Origin of the sequence: Rhodococcus sp. D-6 (assembly GCF_040256695.1) — a bacterium.
GTDB lineage: Bacteria > Actinomycetota > Actinomycetes > Mycobacteriales > Mycobacteriaceae > Rhodococcus > Rhodococcus pyridinivorans.
Genome location: NZ_CP132970.1, coordinates 795,344 through 813,869, shown reverse-complemented (window position 1 = coordinate 813,869; position 18,526 = coordinate 795,344). Strand labels below are relative to the sequence as shown.

The following is an 18,526-nucleotide window of genomic DNA, read 5'->3' as shown; positions in this document are numbered from 1 at the left end:
TTGCACTGCCGGTACCTGACAGAAGGTACATCGCCGAGAACCCGCCTCCGCCCGGAATCGTCACTCTGAGACCAGGACCACAACGATTGCTCAGCAAACCCTCGCGACCTGGATGAACGGGCGTATCCTCGTAAATCCGAAGTTCGTGCAGCCACCCCGACCGGGTCCGACCACGACTCCGGGCAGACCGAGGAGGTGCCGGTCATGAGCGTCGCCCGCACCGAGTTGCTCCCTCTGCCCACGCACCACGCGACCACGCGCGAGTTCGCGGGGGTGAGCACTCGGTCCCGTGTCTTGTCCTTCTCGGTGCGCCGTACCGTGCGGCCGTTCATCGAGGCATGGTCGTACGCCCCGACCCTCCCCTGGCCGGCGTCGGCGATAGACCACCTCGCGTTCCCTCTCGTGCCCGTGCCCGGCACACACCGCCGGCGAGTCGACCTACCGATGTGCCCGGCGGAACTGCTCTGGGCGCCGGGTGCCGCACCCCCGGCCGCGCAGGTCGATATGGACGGCACCGCCGCGCAGGTCGGTATGGACGGCACCGCCGTCGGCGGCGGTATGGACGGCACCGCCGTCCTGTACCTGCACGGCGGCGCGTTCCTGTGCTGCGGCCTCACCACGCACCGCCATCTGGTCTCCCGCATCTCCGCCACCACCGGCGCGCCGGTCCTGGCCGTCGGTTACCGCATGTTGCCCCGCCATCCGATCCGGCGCGCGGTCGAGGACGGCCTCGACGGATTGCGCTGGTTCGTGGCGCACGGCCACCCGGCCGAGCGTGTCGTGATCGCCGGGGATTCCGCCGGCGGCTTCCTCACCTTCGCCGTCGCCCACGAAGCCGTACGACTCGGCATCGGCCGCCCGGCCGGCACCGTCGCGCTGTCGCCCCTCACCGATCTCGACCCGCGGGGCAAACTCGACCATCCCAACTCGCACCGGTGTGCCGTCTTCCCGCGACGCGCCGTCGCTGTGCTGTCCACCCTCGTCGAACGCGCCGAACGCCTCGGCGGCGAAGGCGCCGAACCGGTCGCCTCCCCCGTCGATCTCGATCTGTCGGAGATGCCTCCCGCACTCATCCAGACCGGATCCGAGGAGATGACCTACGTCGACGCCGAGCTGATGGCCCGGCGACTGCAACTCGCCGGGGTCTCCGCCGAACTCCAGGTGTGGGAGAAACAGGTGCACGCCTTCCAGGCCGCGGCGGGGGTCGTCCCGGAGAGCGGCCGCGCGATCGCCGAGATCGGCCGCTTCGTGCGTGAACTGCGGTGAACCCGCTCCCCGGGTGCCGCTGCCCTCAGGCCCGGCCCGTGAACAGGTCGTTGCGGTCCTCACGGGCACCGGCTCGTCGTCCCCGACCCCATCCGACGACGGCGCGGTAGCGCCCGAGCGCACCGGACTCCGTGAGCGCATCGACGTCCCGGTGTGGCGAATCCTCGCTCACCGCAGCCGAATAGGGTGCGACGTAGAGAGCGTCGGCGGGGCAGTTGACCTCGCACATGAAGCAGGTCTGGCAGTCCTCCTGGTGCGCGACAACGGGAAGCCCGTCGGGTGCACGCTCGAAGACGTCGGTCGGGCACACCGCGATGCAGATGTCGCACGAGATGCACCGCTCCGCGACGATCACCTCGATCATCGGTTCGCTCCTCGTCGCACGAGGTGTCCTTCGGAACGGACGTCCACGCGGTCCAGACCGCTCGTCACGAGGCGGTACTGCAGGTCGGGGTCGGTGTCCGGGTGGTCGGTGCGCACGTGCATGCCCCTCGTCTCCGTACGCGCGAGGGCGGTGCGGCTCACCCACCGGGCGACGGCGAGGAGCGCGGCACCGGACCGGGCTCGTACCAGCTCCCGCCCTCGTCCGCCGAGCACGACGGGCGCCGCGGTCCACGCGTCGTCGAGTGCGGCGATGCTGTCCTCGAGACTGCGGGCCGTCCGCCGGAAACTACGTCGGAGCGGGAGCGTGTGCTCCTGCACCAGGCCGATGATCGCGCGGGTCGCGGCGCGGTCCGGGTCACCCTCGAGGCCGACCCCGCCGATCGGTCTCGCCACGTCCGGGACACCGCGGTTCCGGGCGAACTCTGCGGCGGCCGCCCCGGACCACGAACCCGACGACATCGCCCAGGCCCCGTTGTGACTGCCTCCACCGCTGCGGCCCCCGGTGATCAGCTCGCGCGTGGCGACGTCGCCGGCGGCGAACAGACCAGGGACCGTCGTGCTGCAGTCCGTCCCGGTGATCCGTAGGCCACCGGTACCGCGCACCGTTCCCTCGAGGACCGCCCGCACCGGGTACATCTCGGTGAACGGGTCGATCCCGGCCTTGTCCAGAGGCAGGAAGTAGTTGGGCTGGGAACGACGCATCGCTTCGCGGTGGTCGGGATGTGCCCGGTCGAGACGGGCGTGGACCGGGATACCGTCGAGCAGGTACCGCATGGCGGTCGCGCGGTCGTCGCCGAGCCGCACACGGGCGTCGTCGTAGAACGTCGCGAACTGCATGAACAGTCCCTTCGTGTGCCCACTCCAGGAAGGCGCGAGCGCGTAGGCCGAGGAGAACTCCATCCCGGAGAACTCGGCACCGGCCTCGGCGGCCATGAGGTGACCGTCGCCGGTGTCGACGTCGGTACCGAAGCTGCCGGAGAGGAAGGCACAGCCTCCCGTGGCGAGGACGACCGCACCGGCACGCGCCGTCCACGGCTCGTACCCCTGCCGGCGGTGGACACCGGTCGCGCCGGCCACCGCACCGTCGGTGTCGACGAGCAGCTGCAGAGCGGGCGACTGATCCAGGATGCGCACGCCGGCGCGGTGGACGAGGCGGCGCATCCGCCGCATGTACTCGGGTCCCTGCAAGCTGCTGCCCCGGCGACGTCCGGTCTCCGGGTCCACGCCGAAGGGATAACGGCCGTGGACGGCGAGGTCGTCGACGCGTCGATAGGTCTCGTCGAGCACCCGGTGCATCCAGGCGGGATCGGAGAGCAGTCCCCCTTCGATGTGGCGGCGGTCGACGGCCGCGGCGCGCTCGGGTCCGGGCGGCAGGTACCAGAGGTTGTTGCCGCCGGACGCGGTCGGGCCGCTCGTCCCGCAGTAGCCCTTGTCGGCGAGGACCACGCGACTCCCGGCCCGGGCGGCCGCGAGCGCTGCCCAGGTACCGGCCGGTCCCCCGCCGAGCACGAGGACGTCGGTGTCGATCTCCGTCCCGTCGCTGACGGTCATATCGACACGCGGATCGCGTAGTCCGCCACGGCATCTGCGGTGCATTCGGCCACCCCGGCCGATATGGCGGCGATCCCCACGAACGGATCTGCCGACTGTACTGCGGGGATGCGGGCCGGCAGCGTCCGGACGAGACGGATGATGGCGTCGATCATGCGTCGATGGTCGACCATCTCCGGACGGATCGACACGGTTTCGCTCGCCGGGATCGGAACACTCCGGCGGGCCGTCGGCGGCCGAGAACCGTGCGCTCGCGCGGGCCGCCGGCGACCGCGCACCGTGCGCTCCCGCGAGCTGTCACTCGTGCGACCGAGCGGAGGAAGGCCTGTCGGTACCGGCGACTAGTCTTTCTCTCGGCTCGACCGCACAGAGAAGGGGGTCCGATCATGGCCGACGCGCAGACCCGGTTCGACCAGGACGTCGATGCGGCCTGGCGCGAGTTCCGCACGCGCCTGGCCGACCATGTCGCGGCCATGAGCGACGGCGACGGCCTGGTCCTCGAACCCTTCACCGACGAGGCCGGCGGCCCGGCGGGGCCGTGCGTGCAGTTCTACGCGTGGGGAGACCGGCTCGTCCGCTGCGAGGTCCCGTCCAACGCCCACCTCGCCCCCGACCGGCACCTCACGCCGGTCGACGAGCAGATGCTCCTCGAACTCGGGCTGAAGGCGCCCTCCCGCGGACCGGACGATCCGGAGGACGACGGATCCCCGGCGTTCTGGATCGATCGTCCGGGCAGCTGGGCCGATCAGCTCGCCGTCATCGCCGTGCGTGCCCTGCGCTCGGTGTGGGGCGTTCCCCATCCCCTCTTCCTGCGGGCCGAGACATTCGGGACGGAGCGCTCGGTCGCCGAGCTCACCTCGTTCCTCGTGCCCGAGACGCCGCAGGCCGGTCGCACGCAGGCCCCGGAGGTGCCGCTCGCGGTCGTCCCCAGCGGCGACGACCACGTGCGCGAACTGATCGAATCCACCCTGCACGAGCGGATCGACGATCTGCCCGCCTGGGACGAGGACGGCGATCTCGTCCTGCGGATCGCCGGGGTCCTGGTGTTCGTCGGTGTCGGCCCCGGAGGCGGCACCGTCGACCTGTTCGCACCGATCGTCCATTCCATCACCGGACGCACGCGGGCCGCCGAGATCTGCGTCGACCTCAACCGCCGGTGGCCGCACCTGAAGTTCGTGCTGGTCGACGACCGCCTCGCGATCGTCGACCACGTTCCGGCCGCGCCGTTCGCTCCGGCGCACCTGCTCGGATCGCTCGAGACCATCACTCGGTTCCTCGACACCGTCGACAGTTCGTTCGCCACCCATATCGGTGGCTCGCTGCTGCGCGATCAGGGATTCGACGGGGCGACGGGTGGTGCGGCCGATCCGCCCTGGGGCGACGTCTCGCAGTTACCCGACGCCGAGGACGATCTGCCGGTGGCCCTGCTCGCGGTGCGCGACTTCCATCTCGACGGCGCGACCGATGTCGCCGCGAGCACCGTCGCGGCGATCGGCGATCGCAATCCCGAGCAGTTGCGGCGGTTCCTCACCATCAGCACCGAACTGCAGGTGTGGTGGGACGGCGAGTCGCAGACCCGCGAGGCGGCGCTCAACACCGACGGTGCTCGCGAGGCACGGGCGCGGGCACTCGAATGGGAGGCGACGAGCCGCTCGCTCGCGGAGGCCCTGCAGTTCCTCGAACAGGGCGAGGGCACCGATTCGGCCGGCTCACGCGCGTCGAAGCCGAGCGCCGGCCGTGAGTCGGCGCCCGAGCAGCCCGCACTGTTCGACAACCCCGACGAACCGACCCTCTTCGACGGCTTCGGCGATTACTCCTGAGCCGATCCCGCCCGGGACACGGCGCGACGGAGCGCGTCGACAGCGGCGTTGTCGAAGCCGACGAGTACGACGGTCTCCACGCCCGTCTGTGTCTCCCGGATGGTGGTGACGGCCTGCAGGGCGGCGTCGTCGAGCGGCCAGCCGTAGACGCCGGCCGAGACGAGCGGGAACGACACCGTACGGGCACCGAGATCGTGCGCGACGAGCAGACTGTTGTGGTACGCCGAACGCAGGATCCCGGATCGGTCCTCGTGCGCCGACCACACCGGGCCCACGGTGTGGATCACCCATCGCGCCGGGAGACGCCCCGCGGTTGTCGCCACTGCACGGCCCGGTTCGAGTCCGTCGGGTAGCGAGGTCGCGCGGAGTTCGCGGCAGGCCGCGAGGATCTCCGGGCCTCCGGCCCGGTGGATCGCACCGTCCACTCCCCCGCCACCGAGCAGGGAGGAGTTCGCGGCGTTGACGATCGCATCCACCGCGATGGTGGTGATGTCGCCGTGCGCGATGTCGAGAGCGGTCACCCTGTCGACCCTATGTTCCGCACGCTGCCCCCGAGTCGTTTTGCTGGCATGATTCAGGACCGTGACGTCCTCGGCGAAGCTGCGCGAACTGGCCGGAAAGCACGGCATCACCACCACCTACACGGGATGGGGGGGACGCGACCACGATGTCTCCGACGAGACATTGCGGCGCGTACTCGCCGCGCTCGACGTCCCGGCCGGGACGGACGACGAGGTCGTGGCATCGCTCGCCGACTTCGACGACCGCCCGTGGCGCTGCATGCTCCCGCCCGCGCTCGTGGTCGTCGAGGGCGACGACCGGACGTTCCCGGTGCATGTGCCGCACGGCGACCCGGTGTCGGTGTGGGTCGTCGCCGAGGACGGGGCGGAGGTCGATGTCGAGCAACTCGACGTGTGGGTGGACCCGCGTACGGTCGACGGCCGGCTCGTGGGCCGCGCGACCTTCGCCGTTCCGCGGCTGTCCCTCGGCTGGCATGTCGTGCACGCCCGCAGCAACGACATCGAGACCACCGCGGTCCTGGTCGTGACCCCGCGCCGGTTGTCGACCGCCGACCGGCTGCTCGAGAAGAAGCGCTGGGGCCTTGCGGCCCAGATCTATTCGGTACGCAGCCGCAGGTCGTGGGGCATCGGTGATTTCGCCGACCTGGCCGATCTGGCGGCGATCACGGCCGGTTACGGCGGCGACTTCGTCCTGATCAACCCCGTGCACGCGGCCGAGCCCGTGCCCCCGCACGAACCGTCGCCCTATCTGCCGTCGTCGCGGCGTTTCGTCGACCCGCTGTACCTGCGGATCGAGGATATCCCGGAGGTGGCCTACCTCCCCGCGAAACACCGCAAGGAACTCGACGAGCACGCGCAGCGCGCGGCGAAGGCGAACCGGAAGGCGCGGCGTCTCGACCGGGACGCGACTTTCCGCGCGAAACTCGACGTCCTCGAGCGCGTGTACCGGGTGCCGCTCGGCCCGGCCCGCCGCGCACGGTACGAGGCGTTCTGCGCCGAGGGCGGGCAGGCGCTCGACGACTTCGCGCTGTGGTGCGCGCTGTACGAGAAGTTCGGCGACCGCGCCGACCGGTGGGCGTCACGCGCTCCGAGCCCCGACGACCCGAAGGTCACCCGGTTGCGCGAGCGACTGGCCTCGCGGATCGACTTCCACCGCCGGCTGCAGTGGTTGTGCGACGAGCAGCTCGCGAACGCTCAGACTGCTTCGCTTGCAGCAGGTTCCGATATCGGAATCCTGCACGACCTCGCAGTGGGTGTCGGTCCGCACGGCGCCGACGCCTGGACGCTGGGCGACGCGCTGGCGTCGGGCGTCACGGTGGGCGCCCCCGCCGACGACTTCAACCGCAACGGCCAGAACTGGAATCAGCCGCCGTGGCGGCCGGATCGTCTCGCGGAGCTGGGATACATCCCCTTCCGCGATGTGGTGCGCTCGGCGTTGCGGCACGCGGGTGGTGTCCGGGCCGATCACATCCTGGGACTGTTCCGCACCTGGTGGGTACCGGAGGGGATGTCGCCCGCCGACGGCGCGTACGTCCGCAGCGACCACGAGGCACTCGTCGGCATCCTGGCGCTCGAGGCGCATCGCGCCGGCGCCGTGGTCGTTGGTGAGGACCTCGGGGTCTTCGAGGAGTGGGTGCAGGAGTATCTCGCCGAGCGGGGGATCGCCGGGACGTCGATCCTGTGGTTCGAACGCGACGAGGACTCCCCACGCGGGCCGGAAACCTACCGCACCCTGTGCCTGACCTCGGTGACCACACACGACCTCGCGCCCACCGCGGGATACCTTGCGGGCGACCACATCCGGCTGCGGTCGGAGCTCGGCCTGCTCGAAGGCGACCTCGACGCCGAACTCACCGATGCGGCGGCCGAACGCGACTCGGTTCTGGCGCTCGCGGTCGAACGGGGTCTGCTCGACGAAGGCGAGACCGACGTCGATCGCCAGGTCGAGGCGCTGCACCGGCTGATCGCGGCGAGTCCGTCTGCGCTGGTGGGCGTTTCGCTGTCAGATGTGACCGGCGAGCGTCGCAGCCAGAACCAGCCGGGCACCGTCGACGAGTATCCGAACTGGCGGGTTCCGCTCGCCGATGCCCGCGGCAAGGTCGTGCTCGTCGAGGATCTCGTCGACCACGACGGATTCGCGCGACTGGCCCGGGCGGTCTCCGGAGACACCTCCCCGGTGGAGTGACACCACACGAACACTGCGACCGCCGATCCGGATGCCGGATCGGCGGCCGCTGCTCGGGTACGCGCCCCTAAAGCATCACTTCGCGTACAGAGCGTCGATCTCGTGGGCGAAATGCTCGGTGACGACGTTGCGCTTGATCTTCAGCGTCGGTGTGAGCTCACCGGACTCCTCGGTGAGATCGCGGTCGAGAATGGCGAACTTCTTGATCGCCTCGCTGTGCGAGACGAGGGTGTTGGCGTCGTCCACGATGGTCTGCATCGCGTCCCGCAGCGTGGCGTCGTGGCGCAGGTCCGCGATCGTCGCACCGCTGGGCTTGCCGTTCTCGGTCTTCCAGTTCTCGAAGACGTCCGGGTCGACGGTCACCAGAGCGGTGACGAAGCTGCGTCCGTCGCCGACGACGACGGCCTGGGAGACGAGGGTGTGCGACCGCATGCGGTCCTCGATCGGCCCGGGTGAGACGTTCTTGCCGCCGGCGGTGATGATGAGGTCCTTCTTGCGCCCGGTGATGGACAGGTAGCCGTCCTCGTCGAGCGAGCCGAGGTCGCCGGTACGGAACCAGCCGTCGTGGAAGGCACCGGCAGTGGCCTCGTCGTTTCGCCAGTAGCCGTCGAAGACGACCATGCCGCGCAGCTCGATCTCGCCGTCATCCGCGATGCGCGCCGAGTTCCCGCCCATGGGACGCCCGACGGTGCCGATCTTCTGCGCGCCGGGCGTGTTCACGCTGTGTGCGGCCGTGGTCTCGGTGAGGCCGTAGCCCTCGTAGATCGGCACGCCGACGCCGCGGAAGAAGTGACCGAGACGGGCACTCAGGGCACCGCCGCCGGAGATCGCGTACCAGCACTCGTTGCCCATGGCCTCGCGCAGCTTGGAGTAGACCAGCTTGTCGGCGAGGGCGCGCTTGGCCTTCAACGTGAAGGTGGGGCCGCCGTGGTCGAGCGATTCGCTGTAGGCGATGGCGGTGCGCTCGGCGAAATCGAAGATCGCCGCTTTGACCGGTCCGCCGGCCGCCGCCTTGCCCGCTGCCGCGTCACGCACCTTCTCGAAGACGCGCGGCACACCGAGGATGATGTTCGGCGCGTACCGGGCAAACTGCGCGGAGACGGTCGAGAAGTCCGCCCAGTGAGCCTGCGCCGTGCCTGCTTCGAAGAGCGCGAGCGACACCGCGCGCGCCAGCACGTGCGCGAGGGGCAGGAAGGTCAGGCCGCGGTTGCCGGGCTTGGCGACGATACCGATGTCCGAGGTGAGGATGGACCGGACCTCGGCGAGGAAGTTGCGGTGGGTGAGCATGCAGCCCTTGGGTCGCCCGGTGGTTCCCGAGGTGTAGACGAGGGAAGCCAGGCCGCCGGAACGGATTCCGGCCAGACGCGTGGTGATCTCGGCGTCGTCGACCTCGGCACCGTCGGCCGCGAGCGTGTTCACCGCGCCGTCCTCGATCTGCAGGATGCGACGGAGGGTGTCGGGCATGTCGACGAAGAGCTTCTCGTGCCGCGCGGTTTCGACGACGGCGAGGACGGCCCCGGAGTCCTGGAGGATCCAGCGAATCTGCTCGGTGGACGAGGAGTCGTAGATCGGTACCGACACCGCGCCGGCCGTCCAGATCGCGTAGTCGAACAGCGACCACTCGTAGCGGGTGGCCGAGAGCAGCCCGACACGATCGCCGGGCTGCACACCGTTGGCGATCAGGCCCTTTGCGACGGCCTTCACTTGGTCGGCGAACTGCTGCGCAGTGACCGCGACCCAGTCGTCACCCTGCGGCCGGGAGTACATCACGCGGTGCGGAGTCTTCTCCGCATGGGTGAACACCGTGTGGACGACCGATTCGTCGTCACCGATGGTGAACGGGGCCGGGGTCGAGTACTCACGCACTGCAATCTCCATCGTTCTGGTCGGGAGTCCGGTCGTCGGAATCGATTCCTGCGCGGAAGCGGCGCAGGAGATCCACGAAGCGTTCGAGTTCGTTCTCGTCCCAGCCCTCGAGGCCGGCGCGGACGTCGTCGAGACGACGCACGACCGCACCTTCGAGAACTGTCGCTCCGTGGTCGGTGAGCCGGAGCGGATGTCCGGCACGTGCCGGACCCGTCCCCGCCTCGACCCAGCCCGCATCGACGGCGTGACGCAGTTGGCGCGACACGGTCGAGCGGTGGACACCGAAGACCTCGGATATGTCGGTGGCGCGGCAGCCCGGATTTCGGGAGATGAAGCCGAGAAGCGAATGCTGGACCAGCGAGAGTCCGCTGTCCTGCGTTCGTGCTCCGGACGTCAGGAAGCGCACGAGAAGCACGAACTCCTCGTATACGCGGGCAACGCCGTCCGTAGACGGCCGCCGGGCCTGCCGATTGTGTTGCACAGGGCAACTATAAACGCGAGTGAGGCACGGCACGAATCCGCGCGGTGTCCTGCCGATTTCCGGCCTGCCTCTCCACAGCCCGTGCGCGCACCCGGTGAACTCGTCCGCCCCGCTCGGCGTTCACCGGGCTAGCCTGTCTGTCCGTACGGCGTCAGCACTCGGGAGAAGGGGTCGGATGGGCGAACACATCGGTCGCGACCTGTTCCGTCATCTCGTCGCCGACGAAGCGGACGAGTACCTCGCGGTGATGGACTGCTTCACCGACCTCCTGCTCGCCGATCTGTCCGCCGACGATATCGCGGTCTCGTGTGCGCGGCGCGGGGTGGCGCTCGACATCGCGGTCGTCGATGCCCGGTGTCGCAGCCTGGTCCGGTGGGGCAATCTCGCACTCACCAGCGGCGGAACCGACGGTGGCGGCTCCCACCGGCGGAGCGCTCCCGAGACCGCCTCGACCGAGGTCCGTGCCCGATACCGGCCGACACCGGCCGGGCTGCGGGTGCACCGCGAGACCGGCAGGCTTCTCTCCACCTCCGACGACGTGCGCGGCGTGGCACGCGTGTCGCTCCGTTGTGTCGCGGACGGGCTCGCCCGCATCGAGGAGCTGCTGGTGGACGACGGGAACGTGCCCGATCGGGACGAGCTGGCCGCCCACGTCACCGCCCTGTTCGCGCACCACCGGATGTTCACCGACAGCGTCGCCGATTTCTATTCGCACCTCGCCGAGATCCTGAGCCGTCTCGAGCACTCCGGCCGTCCCGAACACTCATCCGATCGCGAACGCGCCGGGGCGGTCGACGATTACGCAGAGACCAAGAACCTGCTCCTCGACTACGTCGACGTCATCGGTTCGGACGTCGAGCGCCTCGCCCCTCTCGTCGCCGGCAGGCTCGACCGGATCAGGCCGCGTCTGGACTCCCTGCTCGCCGCGTTGCGCGAGTCCGGCCTGCCGAACACCGTGCCCGGGTCCCCCGGTCGCCGTCGCACCGACTGGGACGAACTGGCGCAGTGGTACGCCGAGGACGCCGGCCCGCGCCGCATGCGCGAGGCAGCGGCGGAGGCGCTGAACCGCCTGCTCGTGCGCACTCGGCGGATCATGGCGAGCACACCGGGCTTCTCGCACCGCGCAGATCTCCTGCGCCTGGCCCGGTGGTTCACCGAGTCCTCCGACGAGCAGGGCCACCGGTTGTTCGCCGCGACCTTCGGTGCCTTCCCGAGCCGGCACCTGCTGCTCGGCCCCGACGAGACCGACCCGCGAGTGGGTGCAGGCACGTCGTGGTGGCGGGCCGATCCCGTCGTCGTGCCCGTGTCGTTGCGCGAACGCGGCGACCACACGTCCCTCGGGGCCGTCGGCCGACTCCCCGATTCGATGCCCGGCCGGGTCCGGGCCGACGAACTCGCCCGGCGAGAGTCGCGCCGCCGCTCCGACGCCGTCGCCGAACTGAGTGCGGCGGGCGATCTGCACGGAGCGGACCTGTCGGCGGAGGCGCGCGACGTCCTGCTCGACGTCCTCGCCGCCGCGCTCGCGGGCCACCTCACCACCGACGGTCCGGTGCAGGTGGACGATCCCGATGTCGGGTTGTCGCTGACGGCGGAGCCCGGCGCCGACACCGTGGTGCACTCCCCCGACGGCGATCTCACCGTGCACGGTTTCTCGTTGCGCACGTCGGTCACGGCATCGCTCGATCACAGTGCGGCGGCGCCATGAGCACCTCGTACGCGAGCACGGTGTCCGGGGACGTCTCCGGTCGGCGGGACGCGGCGCGGGCGCTACTGCAACAGCCGATCGTCACCGCCGCGAGCGAACGGGAGACCTTCGACCTCGTTCGGCGCCACGCCCCGGCCCTGAAGTCGATGTTCGCCGACCGCCTCGGATACCGGCTCGTCGTCGAACCGACCTTCGCCCGTCTGATCAAGGCACCGCTCGGGCCCACCTCACCGCACCGGGCGCTCCGCCACGCCGACGGCACCGAGTTCGGCGCGATCACCTACGCGTGTCTCGCGCTGGTGTGCGCGGCACTGCTCGAACCCGGGACCGGCGAGAGGGTGTCCGTCGACGACCTGCTCGAGCAGGTGCGCGCCGATGCGCGCGAGAACGGGATCGTGTTCGGCGACCCGGTGTCCGAGGAGCGGAACTTCGCTGCGGCCCTGCGCGTCCTCGAGGAATGGGGCGTGATCGCCGAGTCCGGTCACGGGGACGAGGTGAGCGGCGACGAGGTGAGGGGCGACGGGCCGCATCTCGACGTCCACCGCGACCTGCTCTCCCAGCTGCTCGACACTCCCCTCCATGGGATGCCTGGTCCCGCAGCGGCACTCGCACGTCACGAGCACGAACCCGCCGCTCTCCGCCTGTACCGCAGGCTCGTCGAGGACCCGTTCGTCGCGCGCGACGAACTGGACGACGAGTCGGCGACGATCCTCGCCCGCGACCGGCACGAGCTCGCCCGGATGCTGGAGGACGACTTCGGCCTCGTGCTCGAGGTGCGTGCCGAGGGTGCGCTCGCGTACGACCCGGCCGGCGTGCTCACCGACGAGGCGTTCCCGGGGTCGGGCACCCTGAAGCACGCCAGCCTGCTGCTCCTGGCCGAACTCACCGAACGGTTCGGCGACTCGGCGGCGACCACATTGCACGTCGACGCGCACACCCTCGACTCGGTTCTCGCCGATCTCGCCGCCGCGCGTTCCCGCACCTGGAAGAGCATCTATGTCCGCGATTTCGCGCTCCTGCGCCGGGACGTCGTCGCTCTGCTCTTCCGGCTCGGGCTGGCGCGCCCGCACGAGAACGGAATCGAACTGACCGCACCCGCCGCCCGCTACCGCCCCGTCCCCGCCGAAAGCAAGTGTCGATGACCCACTCGTCCGACCCGTCCGCCCTCGACGAGAACTCTCCACCCCGTTTCCCGGATCGCTGGCGTCTCCACCGCGCCGGCATCGTGAACGTGTGGCACTACCTGGACGTCGAGTTCGTCCTGTCCGGTGGGCGGATGATCCTGCGCGGCACCAACGGATCGGGGAAGTCCCGCGCCCTCGAGATGTTGCTGCCCTTCCTGCTCGACGCCGACCGCAGGCGCATGGACGCGACGGGCGCCGCGAAGGTCGATCTCGACGAACTCATGCGTACCGGGGCCTCGGACACCACCGACCGTGTCGGCTATCTCTGGCTCGAACTGGCGCGCCCCAGCGGACATTTCACCGTCGGGGCGCAGGTCCGGCACCGCGCCGACGCCCGTCGCAGCGACGTGCACTTCTTCACGACACCTTTGCGTGTCGGCACCGAGTTGCACCTCATCGATGACGCCCGCATCCCGCTCTCGCGGGAGCGACTCGCCGAACTCGTCGGTGCCGACAACCTCACCCGTGATCCGGAGCGGCATCGCGAGACCGTGCGGAAGTCGGTGTTCGGCCTGCACGCGGAGACGGGACGCGAACGCTACGACGGCTTGTTGCAACTGCTGCACACCCTGCGCTCACCCGATGTCGGCCACCGCATCGACGAGGGACGCCTCCCTCAGATCCTGTCGGATGCGCTGCCACCGCTGACGGAGAACATGCTCGCCGAAGCGGGAGGTCGCCTCGACCTGCTCGGTGACACCCGCCAGGAACAGGTCCGTCTCGAAGCGGCGCACGCACACGTGCTGCGGTTCCACGAGGTGTACCGGCAGTACGCTGCGGATCTGCTGCGCGCCGGCGCCGAGACCGCGCGCGACCTCGCGCAGCGGGTCGTCGAGACGCGACGCGCACTCACCGTCGCGGAAGCCGAGGCGGCCGACCTCGACGCGCAGGCCGCCGCCGTGGACACCCGCCTGAAGGAGCGCCGCGACCAGGTCGCCGAACTCGACCGCGCGATCCGCGGACTGGAGACCCACGAGATGTTCCGGTCCGCGGACGATCTCGCGCAGCGCCAGCTCGCCGTCGATGCGCTCCGCCGCGCCGCCGAGCACGCGACCGCCGCCGCCGATCGCAGCCGCCTGCAGGAACGGCGCCACACCGACCACGCGGCCCGCCTCCTCGACGAACTGACCTGCTCGGTCACGCGTGCCGCGAGACGGCTTGCGACGGTAGGTCGCGACCTGCTGTCGGTGGGTCTTCCGCACGACACCGCGCCGACCACGCTGCACTTCTCCGCCGACCGTCCACCCGCTGTGCTCGAGCCCGTGCGCACCGGCATCGACGACACCACCGAGCAGGTGGTGCGGCCGGTGGTCGCGACGGTCTCCCTCGACGCCGGGCACGTCGACGAGGTCCGGGGCGCGATCCTGCGTGCCGCCGAGGCGACCCGTCGTCGGCGGGACCAGGCGGGTCGGCGACTGCTCGAGGCGCGTCGACTCGACGCCGCCGCGCATGCGGTCCGGGAAGCCGAGGCGGCGGCCGACCGCGCGGCCCGCGACGCCGAGCAGCGTGCCGTCGAGGCCGCCGAGACGGATGCCGGTGTCGGTGCGGCCGCCGCCGGTCTGCAGCACCGGTGGCGCGAGTGGATCACCGCCGACCGCACGACGGCTCTGCTGCCGGAACTCGATCGGGATCGGGTCATCCTGATGCGCCGACTGTCCACGCGACTCGACGCACTGATCGACTCGTCCCCCACCGACGCCGGCGACACGGACTCCGAGGACGTCGACGTCGATTCGGCACTCGCCGAGCTGGATTCGCTGCCCGCGGCTGCCGCTCGGTCCGCTCTGAGCGACCTCGTCGGTGCCCTGGCCGATCGCGAGCGCCGCGAACGTGAGGCGCGGACCGCGCGCGAGGACCTCGTCCGGGAACAGGCGGCACTCGACGCGATCGGCGAGGGACCGGAACAGGCACCCTGGCACGTGCGCACCGACGGTGTCCCGCTGTGGCGGGCGGTCGAGTTCGTCGACACCCTCGGGGACGACGATCGCGCCGGAATCGAGGCGGCGTTGCTCTCCGCGGGTTTCCTCACCGCCACGGTCGACGGCGAGGGCCGCTTGCGTGCACTGGGCGGCCAGGTCCTCGTCTCGCCGCGCGGTGAACCACCGGCGCAGCCCCTGTCGACGGTCCTGCGTCCCGACCCCGAGGCCGACGTGCCGCGCCCGGCGGTCGAGGCGGTCCTCAACACGATCGGATTCGAGGACGCCACCGCGGTGGCCTCCGTCTCGCGGGACGGCCGCTGGCACAACGGCGTTCTGCGTGGGCGCCACACCGCCGAGACCCCGGGCTGCATCGGCAGGCCGGCCCGGGAGGCCGCGACCGCGGCACGGCGGGTGCGTCTCGACGAGATCCGCGCCGAACTCACCCGGATCGACCTGGCGGTGGAACAGCTGCGCGTCGACTATCCCGACGCGGCGCACCGGCGGGCGAAGATCGACGCGCACCTGTCGACCGCGCCGACCTCGCACGCCCTGCGCTCCGCGCTCGAACGACGTCGGCACGCGTACGCGCATGTGCGGTCCGCAGCGAACACCGCGGTGGAACTGCGTGAGCGGGCGACGACACTGCGTGCTCGCTGGACCGCCGAGCTCGACGCCCACCGCACGGCGTGCGAGTACTTCGGCGTGCCCGGCGATGTTCCGGAACTCGAGGCACTGGTCGCCGGATGCGCCTCCGCAGAGACACTGTGCACCGAGCTGGCACGCGATCTCGGTGACGTCCTTGCTGCCCACGTCCGGTTCACGGATGCCGCCGAACGGTGCGTGCAGGCCACCGCCGAGCGGATCGACTCGGAGGAGATCGCCGAATCGTGCCGCTACGAATGGCACGCGAAGGCCGCGGTGGTCGCTGCCCAGACCGCCGCTGTCGACGTCGACGCCGCCGACCTGGCGCAGGAACTGCGTGACTCGGAGGCCGAACGGGCACGCGCCGACGAACAGTTCCGGCGCACGGTCGCCCATCGCGACCATCTCGGCCGTGCCGTCGCCGAGGTGCTGCAGCGATGTGCTGCCGCACGCGAACGGCTCGACCGCGACCGTCGCGAACTCGCCGCGGCCGCCGAACTGCTCGCCGCTCACCTGCAGCTGCCCGAACTACGCGGCGCACTCGAGGAGGATCCGGAGTCGGACTCCGCCTCTGCCCGGACGGTTCTGCCTCCCGTCCACCTCGAGGATCCGGATCACGTGCTCTCCGTGGCCCGCACCCTGCTGGCCACGTTGCCGCCACGCACGGGAGTCGACGAGAACGCGATGCTCGTCGCGCTGCAACAGTTCGACCGCGACCTCACGGCCCGGTTCGACATCGAGCACACGGTGACGCACGGCGCCCATCGCGTCCGGATCGCCGGGGCGGGTGACGACACCACGCCCGCGGGTCTCTCAGCCACCCTGACCCGGCAGGTCGAGGACGGCCGGCGGGCACTGTCGCAACGCGAACACGACGTGTTCACGGGATTCGTGCTCGGCGGTGTGGCCGACGAACTGCGCCGGCGGATCGAGCGGGCACGACAGGTGATCGCCGCGATGAACGACAGTCTCGCCGACAGCCGCACGACGCACGGGATCGGCGTGAGGATCGAGTGGCGCCCCGGTGGCGAGGACGCCGACGCGGCGCGGCTGACGCAGCTGCTCACCGCCACCGAGCGGTCACCCGAGGATGCGTCCGAACTGGTCGGGATGCTGCGGCGCCGGGTGGAATCCGCCCACACCGCCGATCCGTCCGCCGGCTACGCGCAGCACCTGTCGCAGGCACTGGACTACCGGCGCTGGCACGAGGTCGAGGTGACCATCCTCGGCCCCGAACCGGACCGGGAGAGGCGGATCTCCGCGCGCGCCAAGATATCCCAGGGTGAGACCCGATTCGTGTCGTACGTGGCGCTGTTCGCGGCGGCGGACGGCTATCTCTCGGGCCTACCCGACACCGGCACCGCACTGCGGCTCGTGCTGCTCGACGACGCGTTCGCCAAGATCGACGACCCGACGATCGGTGAACTCATGGGTCTGCTCGTACGGCAGGATATCGACTTCGTCATGACCGGGCACGCACTGTGGGGTTGTGTGCCGGAGGTGCCCGAGCTCGACGTCTACGAGGTCCGGCGACTCGCCGACGGCGCGGCCGTGACGACCCGCGTGCACTGGGACGGGCGCGTCCGGCAACTCCGACCGCTCACCGAGCTGCAGACATGACAGTGGTGGGAGCGATACGTATCGCTCCCACCACTGTCGGTCCTTCGAAACCTGCCCGGATCAGGATACGCGGCGCAGCAGCGCGGCGAGTGCCTGTCCGCCACCGATGCACATGGTGACGACGCCGAGTTCGAGATCGCGACGGATCAGGTCCTTGGCGACGCGCAGCGTCAGGATCGCGCCGGTCGCGCCGACCGGGTGGCCCAGGGCGATGGCACCGCCGTAGGGGTTGGTCTTCTCCGGGTCGAGCTTGGCGTCGCGCGCCACCGCCACGGCCTGCGAGGCGAAGGCCTCGTTGAGCTCGACGGTGTCGATGTCGGCCGGGGTCAGGCCGTTCTGCTCGAACAGCTTCACCAGGGCGAGGGTCGGGGCGTAGCCCATCAGCTCGGGCTCCATCGCCGAGGTGACGACCGACTCGAGCACGACAGAGGCACCGAGACCGCGTTCACGGGCGACCGACTCGCGGGCCAGGACGAGCGCGGCAGCGCCGTCGTTGATCCCGGAGGCATTACCGGCGGTGACGGTGCCGTCCTTGATGAACGCCGAGCGCAGCTTGCCGAGCACCTCGAGGGTGGTGTCGGGCTTGGGGTGCTCGTCCTCGGTGACGGTGACGGGCTTGCGGCCACCGATCTCGACCGGGGTGATCTCCTCGGCGAAGGCGGCCTTCGCGGCGTCGGTGGCGGCGCGGCGCTGCGATTCGAGGGCGAACTCGTCCTGCTGCTCGCGGCTGACGCCGTACTCGCGGGCGACGTTCTCGGCCGTGACGCCCATGTGCAGTCCGCTGAACGGATCGGTGAGCATGCCGACGGTGCCGTCGACGAGCTCGCGGTTGCCGAGCTTGTAACCGTTGCGGGCACCGAAGTCGTAGAACGGCATGCGCGACATGCTCTCGTCGCCACCGGCGACGGTGATCTCCGCGGCACCCCAACGGATCTCCTGGGCTGCGGACCACACGGCCTGCAGACCCGAGCCGCACAGGCGGTTGACGGTGAGGGCCGGGGTGGAGACGGGAAGTCCGGCGGCGAGGGTGACGCGACGGGCGTTGTAGGCGTCGGCACCGACCTGGCCGATGCAACCCATGACAACCTCGTCGATGTCCTCACCTGCGACACCCGCGCGCTGCAGCGCCTCGCGGACCGCGGTGGCGCCGAGTTCGTGCGCGGGTACGTCCTTGAGTGCGCCGCCGAAGCTGCCGACGGGGGTGCGTGCGCCGTCGACGATGACGATGCGTTCCGGAGCGGTCATTTCTCGTCCAATCTGGTCGAACACCTGGGGTCCACGCGCCGGCACCGCCGAGCGCACAGATCTTCGGGAAGGCGTCCTCCCGAAGCGTCTGACTCGATGCTACGGCACCGAGTGCCGCACTTGTGAAGGTCCGAACA

Annotated in this window: 13 protein-coding genes; 6 read left to right on the top strand and 7 right to left on the bottom strand. The window is 70.6% G+C overall.

The window, feature by feature from the left end; genetic code table 11:
* Nucleotides 1-204 precede the first annotated feature (204 nt).
* Nucleotides 205-1,266 (top strand): alpha/beta hydrolase, encoded by a 1,062-nt coding sequence (locus RBB84_RS03860; RefSeq protein ID WP_064256668.1) that lies wholly within the window; start codon nt 205-207, stop codon nt 1,264-1,266.
* A gap of 25 nt (nt 1,267-1,291) precedes the next feature.
* On the opposite strand, the gene RBB84_RS03855 is transcribed toward RBB84_RS03860, so the two are convergent.
* The 3 genes from RBB84_RS03855 to RBB84_RS03845 are packed head-to-tail and all read right to left on the bottom strand — an operon-like array spanning nt 1,292 to nt 3,356.
* Complete coding sequence (locus RBB84_RS03855; RefSeq protein ID WP_006552903.1) at nt 1,292-1,630, bottom strand: ferredoxin family protein; 339 nt, start codon at nt 1,628-1,630, stop codon at nt 1,292-1,294.
* Nucleotides 1,627-3,201, bottom strand: a complete 1,575-nt coding sequence (locus RBB84_RS03850) for an FAD-binding protein (RefSeq protein WP_064256621.1) — start codon at nt 3,199-3,201, stop codon at nt 1,627-1,629. The genes RBB84_RS03855 and RBB84_RS03850 overlap by 4 nt, the downstream gene beginning before the upstream one ends.
* Nucleotides 3,198-3,356 carry a hypothetical protein gene (locus RBB84_RS03845; RefSeq protein WP_231912043.1) on the bottom strand — a complete coding sequence of 53 codons (159 nt, stop codon included), beginning with the start codon at nt 3,354-3,356 and terminating at the stop codon, nt 3,198-3,200. The genes RBB84_RS03850 and RBB84_RS03845 overlap by 4 nt, the downstream gene beginning before the upstream one ends.
* Before the next feature lie 231 nt (nt 3,357-3,587).
* Here RBB84_RS03845 and RBB84_RS03840 point away from each other — a divergent pair, with 231 nt between their 5' ends.
* The gene (locus tag RBB84_RS03840) at nt 3,588-5,021 is read left to right on the top strand and encodes a hypothetical protein (RefSeq protein WP_006552899.1); all 1,434 of its coding nucleotides are present in this window, start codon (nt 3,588-3,590) and stop codon (nt 5,019-5,021) included.
* Here RBB84_RS03840 and RBB84_RS03835 read toward each other — a convergent pair.
* Nucleotides 5,012-5,542 (bottom strand): O-acetyl-ADP-ribose deacetylase, encoded by a 531-nt coding sequence (locus tag RBB84_RS03835; protein WP_006552898.1) that lies wholly within the window; start codon nt 5,540-5,542, stop codon nt 5,012-5,014. The two genes, RBB84_RS03840 and RBB84_RS03835, sit on opposite strands and share 10 nt — an antisense overlap.
* A 61-nt stretch (nt 5,543-5,603) precedes the next feature.
* Here RBB84_RS03835 and malQ point away from each other — a divergent pair, with 61 nt between their 5' ends.
* A complete protein-coding gene (malQ, locus tag RBB84_RS03830) occupies nt 5,604-7,727 on the top strand; it encodes a 4-alpha-glucanotransferase (protein ID WP_064256623.1) in 2,124 nt (707 codons plus the stop codon).
* A 75-nt stretch (nt 7,728-7,802) separates the two neighbouring features.
* On the opposite strand, the gene RBB84_RS03825 is transcribed toward malQ, so the two are convergent.
* Nucleotides 7,803-9,593 (bottom strand): long-chain fatty acid--CoA ligase, encoded by a 1,791-nt coding sequence (locus RBB84_RS03825; protein ID WP_064256624.1) that lies wholly within the window; start codon nt 9,591-9,593, stop codon nt 7,803-7,805.
* Nucleotides 9,586-10,074: a MarR family winged helix-turn-helix transcriptional regulator gene (locus RBB84_RS03820; RefSeq protein WP_024103658.1), complete on the bottom strand. Its 489-nt coding sequence runs from the start codon at nt 10,072-10,074 to the stop codon at nt 9,586-9,588. The genes RBB84_RS03825 and RBB84_RS03820 overlap by 8 nt, the downstream gene beginning before the upstream one ends.
* A 175-nt stretch (nt 10,075-10,249) precedes the next feature.
* Here RBB84_RS03820 and RBB84_RS03815 point away from each other — a divergent pair, with 175 nt between their 5' ends.
* Genes RBB84_RS03815 through RBB84_RS03805 form a run of 3 tightly spaced genes read left to right on the top strand, consistent with a single transcriptional unit; the run spans nt 10,250 to nt 17,144 of the window.
* On the top strand, nt 10,250-11,779 hold the full coding sequence (locus RBB84_RS03815; RefSeq protein WP_064256625.1) for a DUF2397 domain-containing protein: 1,530 nt from the start codon (nt 10,250-10,252) through the stop codon (nt 11,777-11,779).
* A complete protein-coding gene (locus tag RBB84_RS03810) occupies nt 11,776-12,921 on the top strand; it encodes a TIGR02678 family protein (protein ID WP_064256626.1) in 1,146 nt (381 codons plus the stop codon). The genes RBB84_RS03815 and RBB84_RS03810 overlap by 4 nt, the downstream gene beginning before the upstream one ends.
* Nucleotides 12,918-17,144, top strand: coding sequence for a TIGR02680 family protein (locus RBB84_RS03805; protein ID WP_064256627.1), 4,227 nt, complete (start codon nt 12,918-12,920; stop codon nt 17,142-17,144). The genes RBB84_RS03810 and RBB84_RS03805 overlap by 4 nt, the downstream gene beginning before the upstream one ends.
* A 60-nt stretch (nt 17,145-17,204) precedes the next feature.
* Here the strand turns inward: RBB84_RS03805 and RBB84_RS03800 are convergent, their stop codons facing one another.
* Nucleotides 17,205-18,389: a thiolase family protein gene (locus RBB84_RS03800; RefSeq protein WP_006552890.1), complete on the bottom strand. Its 1,185-nt coding sequence runs from the start codon at nt 18,387-18,389 to the stop codon at nt 17,205-17,207.
* Nucleotides 18,390-18,526 lie beyond the last annotated feature (137 nt).

Excerpts from the sequence above, each read along its gene's own strand:
- RBB84_RS03800 (WP_006552890.1), bottom strand. The coding sequence starts at position 18,389 with ATGACCGCTCCGGAACGCATCGTCATCGTCGACGGCGCACGCACCCCC.
- RBB84_RS03860 (WP_064256668.1), top strand. The coding sequence starts at position 205 with ATGAGCGTCGCCCGCACCGAGTTGCTCCCTCTGCCCACGCACCACGCG.
- RBB84_RS03840 (WP_006552899.1), top strand. The coding sequence starts at position 3,588 with ATGGCCGACGCGCAGACCCGGTTCGACCAGGACGTCGATGCGGCCTGG.
- RBB84_RS03845 (WP_231912043.1), bottom strand. The coding sequence starts at position 3,356 with ATGATCGACGCCATCATCCGTCTCGTCCGGACGCTGCCGGCCCGCATC.
- RBB84_RS03810 (WP_064256626.1), top strand. The coding sequence starts at position 11,776 with ATGAGCACCTCGTACGCGAGCACGGTGTCCGGGGACGTCTCCGGTCGG.
- RBB84_RS03805 (WP_064256627.1), top strand. The coding sequence starts at position 12,918 with ATGACCCACTCGTCCGACCCGTCCGCCCTCGACGAGAACTCTCCACCC.
- RBB84_RS03815 (WP_064256625.1), top strand. The coding sequence starts at position 10,250 with ATGGGCGAACACATCGGTCGCGACCTGTTCCGTCATCTCGTCGCCGAC.
- RBB84_RS03855 (WP_006552903.1), bottom strand. The coding sequence starts at position 1,630 with ATGATCGAGGTGATCGTCGCGGAGCGGTGCATCTCGTGCGACATCTGC.
- RBB84_RS03850 (WP_064256621.1), bottom strand. The coding sequence starts at position 3,201 with ATGACCGTCAGCGACGGGACGGAGATCGACACCGACGTCCTCGTGCTC.